At 55.1% G+C, this 7,901-nt stretch carries 6 protein-coding genes; 5 read left to right on the plus strand and 1 reads right to left on the minus strand.

All coding sequences use genetic code 11. The annotated features are described in order from the left end of the window. The 3 genes from Q7O77_RS11825 to ssuB form a co-directional block, all read left to right on the plus strand. A partial coding sequence (locus Q7O77_RS11825; RefSeq protein ID WP_304167392.1) for an LLM class flavin-dependent oxidoreductase occupies positions 1 to 864 on the plus strand: 864 nt, incomplete at its 5' end. 9 nt (positions 865 to 873) lie between these two features. Next, positions 874 to 1,665, plus strand: a complete 792-nt coding sequence (gene ssuC / locus Q7O77_RS11830; RefSeq protein WP_304167395.1) for an aliphatic sulfonate ABC transporter permease SsuC — start codon at positions 874 to 876, stop codon at positions 1,663 to 1,665. Further along, positions 1,662 to 2,456, plus strand: coding sequence for an aliphatic sulfonates ABC transporter ATP-binding protein (ssuB, locus tag Q7O77_RS11835; RefSeq protein WP_304167398.1), 795 nt, complete (start codon positions 1,662 to 1,664; stop codon positions 2,454 to 2,456). The genes ssuC and ssuB overlap by 4 nt, the downstream gene beginning before the upstream one ends. A gap of 276 nt (positions 2,457 to 2,732) precedes the next feature. Here the strand turns inward: ssuB and pepN are convergent, their stop codons facing one another. After that, positions 2,733 to 5,348: an aminopeptidase N gene (gene pepN, locus Q7O77_RS11840; protein WP_304167401.1), complete on the minus strand. Its 2,616-nt coding sequence runs from the start codon at positions 5,346 to 5,348 to the stop codon at positions 2,733 to 2,735. Between the two features lie 576 nt (positions 5,349 to 5,924). On the opposite strand from pepN, the gene pncB reads away from it, so the two are divergent. Together pncB and Q7O77_RS11850 are read left to right on the plus strand one after the other, a co-directional pair. Beyond that, on the plus strand, positions 5,925 to 7,130 hold the full coding sequence (gene pncB, locus Q7O77_RS11845; RefSeq protein WP_304167403.1) for a nicotinate phosphoribosyltransferase: 1,206 nt from the start codon (positions 5,925 to 5,927) through the stop codon (positions 7,128 to 7,130). A gap of 181 nt (positions 7,131 to 7,311) precedes the next feature. Further along, the coding region (locus Q7O77_RS11850; protein ID WP_304167406.1) for an OB-fold nucleic acid binding domain-containing protein at positions 7,312 to 7,901 on the plus strand (590 nt) is incomplete at its 3' end.

A 7,901-nucleotide genomic window follows, 5' to 3' on the forward strand; every position in this document is an offset into this window, starting at 1 on the left:
CTGGACCGTCTTTCCAACGGCCGCGCGTTGTTCAATTTGGTGACCGGCGGCGATCTCGACGAGCTGGCCGCCGAGGGTCTGTTCCTCAATCACGAAGAGAGATATGAAGCATCCGCCGAGTTCACCCATATCTGGCGGCGGGTACTGGAAGGTGAGACCGTGGATTTCGACGGCAAGCATATTCAGGTTAAAGGCGCCCGGCTGATCTTCCCGCCCGTGCAACAGCCAAGGCCGCCGCTGTACTTTGGCGGGTCCTCCGACGCCGCACAGGATCTGGCGGCCGAGCAAGTCGAACTCTATCTCACCTGGGGAGAACCCCCGGCGCAGGTCAAAGAGAAAATCGAACAGGTGCGCGCCAAAGCCGCGGCCCAAGGCCGCACGGTGCGTTTCGGCATTCGTCTGCATGTGATTGTTCGGGAAACCACACGCGAGGCCTGGCAAGCGGCAGACCGACTGATCTCCCAGTTGGATGACGACACCATCGCCAAGGCCCAGCAAGCGCTGGGACGTTACGATTCTGTCGGCCAACAACGTATGCTCGCCCTGCACGGCGGTAAACGCGACAAACTGGAGATCAGCCCTAATCTCTGGGCGGGCGTGGGATTGGTGCGCGGCGGCGCGGGGACGGCGCTGGTGGGCGAGCCGGAGACGGTTGCAGAGCGCATTCAGGAGTACGCGGCCCTCGGTATCGACACGTTTATTCTGTCCGGCTACCCGCATCTGGAAGAAGCCTACCGCGTGGCGGAGCTGCTGTTCCCCCATCTGGACGTGGCGGTCCCCGATGTGCCTGCGCACCGAACGTTGCCCGCGCTGGGCGAAGTGATCGGCAATAACTATGTGCCACTTCAGGCCGCGCAAAGCTAAGGATCGCTCATGAAAACGCTATGGCGACAGGCGGCCTATCGACTCACGCCCTGGGCGCTACCGCTTTTGCTGGTGGTCGTCTGGCAAATGGCGTCGCAAACCGGCTGGCTGTCCACCCGAATTTTGCCCTCTCCCGAAGCCATCGTCGCCGCCTTTTGGCGGCTGACCGTCAGCGGCGAGCTGTGGCAACATCTGGCGATCAGCACCTGGCGCGCGTTGATCGGTTTCGCCATCGGCGGATCGCTAGGCCTGCTGCTCGGCTTTATTTCCGGACTTTCCCGCACGGGCGAACGTCTACTGGATACCTCTGTCCAGATGCTGCGCAATATTCCACATTTGGCGCTGATTCCGCTGGTGATCCTGTGGTTTGGCATCGAAGAAAGCGCCAAAATCTTTTTAGTCGCACTGGGCACCCTGTTTCCTATTTATCTCAACACCTATCACGGCATCCGTAATCTTGATCGCGGTTTGCTGGAAATGGCGCGCAGCTATGGATTGTCGGGATTCAGCCTGTTTCGGCAGGTCGTGCTGCCCGGCGCGCTGCCTTCCATCATGGTCGGCGTCCGATTCGCGTTAGGGCTGATGTGGCTGACGCTGATTGTGGCGGAGACCATTTCAGCCAGCTCGGGAATTGGTTACCTGGCGATGAATGCCCGCGAGTTTCTCCAGACCGATGTCGTGGTGGTCGCCATTATTCTCTATGCCTGCCTGGGCAAGCTGGCTGACGTCAGCACCGTATTGTTGGAGCGCGTCTGGCTACGCTGGCACCCCGCCTATCAATCTAAGGAGGAACCTGCATGAATCTTACTTCGCTATCCTCACCGGCGCGTCTTAACGCAGGTATGCCGCTGTTAATCAATGGCGTGAGCAAACGTTACGGCCAACGCACTATCCTGCAGGATATTCAGCTGCCTATCCCGGCGGGTCAGTTTGTCGCCGTCGTTGGCCGCAGCGGATGCGGTAAAAGTACTCTGCTGCGCCTGCTCGCCGGACTGGAAACCGTCTCATCCGGAGAACTTCTGGCCGGCAGCGCTCCGTTAAGCCAATCTCGGTCCGATACCCGGCTGATGTTTCAGGAGGCTCGCCTGCTTCCCTGGAAGAAAGTGATTGATAATGTAGGGCTGGGGCTGCTGGGTGAATGGCGCACTGCTGCACAGGATGCGCTGGCGGCCGTGGGACTGGCCTCGCGTGCAAACGAATGGCCAGCCGCCCTTTCCGGCGGACAAAAACAGCGTGTGGCGCTGGCTCGCGCATTGATCCACCGCCCCGGTCTACTGCTGCTGGATGAACCGCTGGGCGCGCTGGATGCGTTAACGCGTATTGAAATGCAGAGACTGATCGAATCACTCTGGCTGGAACAAGGTTTTACCGTCCTGCTGGTCACCCATGACGTCAGCGAAGCGGTCGCACTGGCAGACCGCGTTATCTTGATTGAGGAATGCAAGATCGGTCTGGATATTATGGTCGATCAACCGCGTCCTCGGCGCCGGGGCTCGGCGAAACTGGCCGAGCTGGAAGCTAGCGTGTTGGAGCGCATTCTGACCCCCGCCAAACACGAGCATCACGCATCTTTGACTCGGGCCGCATTCTAGTCTTTGTCATAAGACGAAAAAAACAGCCGCTCCCTTTGGCAGGCGAGCGGCTGTTTCAGAGTGACATAAACCGATATTTTTTCGTGCGAAGCGTCACTGTTTTTCATCATCGTCAAAACGTTGCGGTGCGTTAAAGCCCTGCTTTCGTGCTTCAACATTGCCTCGACTATCCTGCGATGAAACGCCCCTCGCCTTTCTGTGATAATCCTTTACGCGTCGCCAGTTTAGATGACGGCGACGCCAGCGATAGGCTTGGGGCGACGATTACATAAACGCTTAGGCTTCTAATGCCTTCGTGATCTTCTCGAACAAGTCTCCCGACAAATTAGGCAACACTTTCAGCGTTTCGAGCGCTTTGCGCATCTGTTCCTGACGCCCGTGATCGTAGCGTTTCAAGCGGATCAACGGCTCGATTAAACGGGCGGCGACCTGCGGATTACGCGTATTGAGATCGACCAGCATTTCTGTCAGGAAACGGTAGCCGCTGCCGTCAGAAGCATGGAATGCCGCTGGGTTGGCTGAGGTAAAGGCACCCACTAATGACCGCAAACGGTTCGGGTTGTTCAAGCTGAAAGAGCGGTGTTTCAACAGCGCTCGAACACGATCAAGGACGTCGGTTTCTGGGCTGGTCGCCTGAAGCGTAAACCATTTATCCATGACCAGACCATCCTGATGCCAGCGTTCGTCGAATGACGCCAGCAGCGCATCGCGGCATGGCAATAACGCGCTCACCGCCGCCGACAACGCTGCCAGAGAATCTGTCATATTGTCGGCCTGTTCGAACTGACGGCTCACCAGCGTGTCCGCCTGCTGTTCGTCGCCAAACGCCAGATAGTGCAGGCACACATTACGCAGCGCGCGTTTCCCCATGTCGTCCTGATCGACGCGATAAGCCGGCGTCTGATTGTCGCGATACACCGCCAGCAGCTCGTCTGCCATTTCCTGCGCCAGCGTTTGGGTCAACGCGTGACGAACGGCGGAAATCGCTTCAGGATCGATGATATCGAACAGTTCCGCGATTTCATTTTCGCTAGGCAGCGACAGGATCTGCGAGGCCAGCATCGGGTCCAGCGAATCATCCAACAAAACGCCGCGGAAAGCGTCAACCACATGCAACGGCAGCGATAACGGCTGTTTCTGTTGATAGCGCGCTACGTTTAGACGGATGTGGCTAGCCAGCAGACTTTGCGCCGCATCCCAGCGCGAAAAGGCGTTGCGCGCGTGACGCATCAGGAAGGTCAGTTGCTCGTCGCCCCAGCTGTAGTTGACTTTCACCGGCGCTGAAAACTCTCTTAATAGAGAAGGCACCGGCTGACATGGCACCTGCTCGAACACAAACGTCTGCTCGGGTTCGGTCACGCTGAGCACGGAACCGACTGACTGACCATTTTGCACCAGCGGAATCGGCTGACCTTCGTGGTCGTACAGTTCGATATCCAGCGGGATATGCAACGGCTGTTTACGCAGCTTGTCATGACCGACCGGCGTGTTTTGTGTAACCTGCAAACGATATTGCTCATTCGCCGCATCGTAGTCGTCCTGGATCGTCAGCACAGGTGTTCCGGACTGGCTATACCAGCGACGGAACTGCGTCAGATCGATGCCAGACGCATCTTCCATCGCCTGAACAAAGTCGTCGCAGGTTGCGGCGCTGCCGTCATGACGGTCGAAATACAGCCGCATCCCGGCCTGGAATTTCTCTTCTCCCAACAACGTATGCATCATGCGAATAACCTCAGACCCTTTTTCGTAAACCGTCAGGGTATAGAAGTTATTCATCTCAATGACCTGATCCGGTCGAATAGGATGCGACATTGGGCTGGCGTCCTCGGCGAACTGTGCGCCGCGCATGACGCGAACGTTGTCGATCCGGTTAGCCGGACGCGACCCCCGGTCGGAGCTGAACTCCTGATCGCGGAAGACCGTCAGGCCCTCTTTGAGGCTGAGTTGGAACCAGTCGCGGCAGGTGACGCGGTTGCCGGTCCAGTTGTGGAAATACTCGTGTCCGATCACCGCTTCTATATTGAGATAATCTTTATCGGTTGCGGTTTCCGCTTTAGCCAGAACGTACTTGGAATTGAAGACGTTCAGTCCTTTGTTTTCCATCGCCCCCATATTGAAGAAGTCGACGGCGACGATCATATAAATATCGAGGTCGTACTCCAGACCAAAACGCGTTTCGTCCCACTTCATTGCATTTTTGAGCGACGTCATGGCCCAATCGGCACGATCGAGATTACCGCGGTCGACGTACAGTTCCAGCGCGACGTCTTTGCCGCTACGCGTGGTAAACGTGTCGCGTAAAACGTCAAAATCGCCCGCCACCAAGGCAAAGAGATAACAAGGTTTGGGGAACGGGTCCTGCCATTCAACCCAATGACGGTTATCGGCGAGTTCGCCCTGCGCGACGCGGTTGCCGTTCGACAACAGGTAGGGATAACGATTTTTATCAGCCGTGATTCGGGTGGTGAAACGCGCCAGTACATCGGGACGGTCAAGGTAATAGGTGATGTGGCGGAAACCTTCGGCCTCGCATTGAGTACACAACGCATCGCCGGACTGATACAGCCCTTCCAGCGCGCTGTTGGCCGCCGGGTTGATTTCCGTTTCAATCTGCAACGCGAATTTGGCTGGCAGCCCGTTGAGTTCCAGGCCATCGGGAAGCTGTTGATACTCTGTCCACCGTTGACCGTCCACCAGAATATCGATCAGGTGCAATCCTTCACCGTCCAGCCGCAAAGGCGCGCCGGTTTCGCCCTGCAAAATAACCTGACTGGTAGCGACCACTCGCGTTTTATCCGGGCCCAGATCGAAATCTAATGCAATATCGGTGATGGTGTAGTCCGGCGCGCGGTAGTCGTGCCGGTATTTTACTTGGGGTTGCTGGCTCATAAATCGTTACCTTAGTGACGGACAGTAATGGCGACAGGTCATGCAATCAGGCCCGCCGGCGTTCAGAAGCGCCATTTCAATAAGGACGCTTGTTTTTCTCAGCATGCGGCTGCGCTGTTCGACGGTGCGTAAACTGAGTTAAACCACCGAGTCTTTCAATATAGACGTACCAACAGGCTAATTCAGTGTTTGATATTTCCCTTCGAACCGTCAAAACAACGCATCAAAATGCGGTTTTTTCACACACAGATTCTTTATTGAACAAGCTGTTACCTCTATTAAAGGGATCTCGGTGACGGAATGCAAACATTCCCTATTTCTCGCTTCTGAATCGTGCGCAACACGTTTTTTTTCAAATTTTTGTTTAGTATAAAAAACATTTGGTTTCAAACACTAATGTTAAAAACGGCAAAAAAATAAACACTTTATTTTCACAATCGCACATTTGAATCTCGCCTAAATCCGCCCGTTATGGTGATATAGCGCGAACAAACAGACGATTTTGGGAAGGTTCCGAGCCCTTCCGTCATCGTTTTAACCGCTTAACTGCGTTGAACGAGGATGCTGTAACGCATTATGACTTCTAACCCTTCCCCGATATTGACCTCGTTGCTGGATACTGATGCCTACAAACTGCATATGCAGCAGGCCGTCTATCATCAGTACTACGATGTTGAGGTGGCGGCGGAGTTCCGCTGCCGCGGTGATGAAAAACTAGGTGTGTATGCGGAAGAGATCTCCGCACAGGTTGAAGCCATGGGCAGCCTGGCGCTCAGCGAGGACGAGTTTGACTATCTTTCGGCGCTGCCTTTCTTCAAAACGGATTACCTGAATTGGCTAAAGACGTTTCGCTTTAATCCCCGACAGGTTCATATCAGCAATCATCAAGGCCGATTGGATATCCGCATCGCGGGTCCCTGGCGGGAGGTGATTCTGTGGGAAGTGCCTTTATTGTCGGTCGTCAGCGAAGTCGTTCACCGCTCGCGCACTCCGCTGGTCGGCGTGAACGATGCCCTCACACAACTGCGTCAAACGCTCAGCAAGTTCAAGACGGCGAGCGCGGGCATGGACTTGTCGCGTTTCAAGCTGATGGATTTCGGCACACGCCGTCGATTCTCTCGAGATGTGCAATTCAACATCGTGCGTACGCTGAAAGATGAGTTTCCTTACCTGATTGGTTCCAGCAATTACGATCTCGCGCGGAGACTGCAGCTGACGCCGGTAGGAACCCAGGCCCACGAATGGTTTCAGGCGCATCAACAAATTAGCCCAACGCTCGAAAACAGCCAGCGCGCAGCGCTGGATGCCTGGCTGCAGGAATATCCTGACCAACTCGGTATCGCTCTGACCGACTGCATCGCCATGGACGCGTTCCTCAGAGATTTTGACCCGCGCTTCGCAACAGCATATCAGGGCTTGCGTCACGATTCAGGGGACCCGATTCAGTGGGGCGAAAAGGCAATCGCTCATTACCTTTCACTGGGCATAAATCCGATGGAGAAAACGTTAGTGTTCTCCGACAGCCTGAATATGGAAAAAGCAATCGCGCTATATCGCCATTTCTGGCAGCGCATTGATCTCGTTTTTGGCATCGGCACACGCCTTACCTGTGATATTCCAGGCGTCACTCCGCTAAATATCGTCATCAAGTTGGTCGAATGTAACGGACGACCGGTGGCGAAATTATCTGACAGCCCCGGAAAAACCATTTGCCACGACCCGGCGTTCGTCAGCGCATTGCGTGAAGCTTTTGACCTGCCGCAGGTACGTAAGGCAAGTTAATACGCCAGTTCCCACAGACCATCGCTTAATCTTTAATCCAGCAACGCCGGAACGCACAAAACTTATTGCATTCCGGTGATTTCTACTTGTGTCCTGCATACCGGCAAGTAACATAGCAATGCTGCCCTGAGCTGGGGCGTTTACTGTTTTTTAAACATATTTTATTCAAAGAGAGAATGTTATGAGCGTAGTGCCTGTAGTCGACGTACTGCAAGGCCGTGTCGCCGTTGACAACGAAGTCACCGTGCGCGGCTGGGTACGTACCCGGAGAGATTCTAAAGCCGGTATTTCCTTTATTGCCGTCTATGACGGTTCCTGCTTTGATTCACTACAGGCCGTGGTTAATAATAATCTTGAGAATTATCAGAGTGATATTCTGCGCCTGACGACCGGCTGTTCCGTGGAAATCACGGGTAAAGTCGTTGCCTCGCCCGGTCAGGGCCAGAGCTTCGAGCTGCAGGCGACTGGCGTAAACGTCGTTGGATGGGTTGACGATCCAGATACTTATCCTATGGCCGCCAAACGTCACAGCATTGAATACCTGCGCGAAGTGGCGCATTTGCGTCCGCGGACCAACCTAATTGGCGCAGTCGCTCGTGTGCGCAACACATTGGCGCAAGCAACCCACCGTTTTTTCCATCAGCAGGGCTTTAATTGGGTTTCCACCCCATTGATTACCGCTTCGGATACCGAAGGTGCCGGTGAAATGTTCCGCGTGTCGACGTTGGACCTGGAAAACCTGCCGCGCACCGAGCAAGGGAACGTCGACTT

The sequence above is a fragment of the Lonsdalea britannica genome (assembly GCF_946477055.1).
GTDB classification, from domain to species: domain Bacteria; phylum Pseudomonadota; class Gammaproteobacteria; order Enterobacterales; family Enterobacteriaceae; genus Lonsdalea; species Lonsdalea britannica_A.

Coding starts and splice junctions, on each gene's coding strand:
- ssuC (WP_304167395.1), top strand. CDS start 874: ATGAAAACGCTATGGCGACAGGCGGCCTATCGACTCACGCCCTGGGCG.
- ssuB (WP_304167398.1), top strand. CDS start 1,662: ATGAATCTTACTTCGCTATCCTCACCGGCGCGTCTTAACGCAGGTATG.
- pepN (WP_304167401.1), bottom strand. CDS start 5,348: ATGAGCCAGCAACCCCAAGTAAAATACCGGCACGACTACCGCGCGCCG.
- pncB (WP_304167403.1), top strand. CDS start 5,925: ATGACTTCTAACCCTTCCCCGATATTGACCTCGTTGCTGGATACTGAT.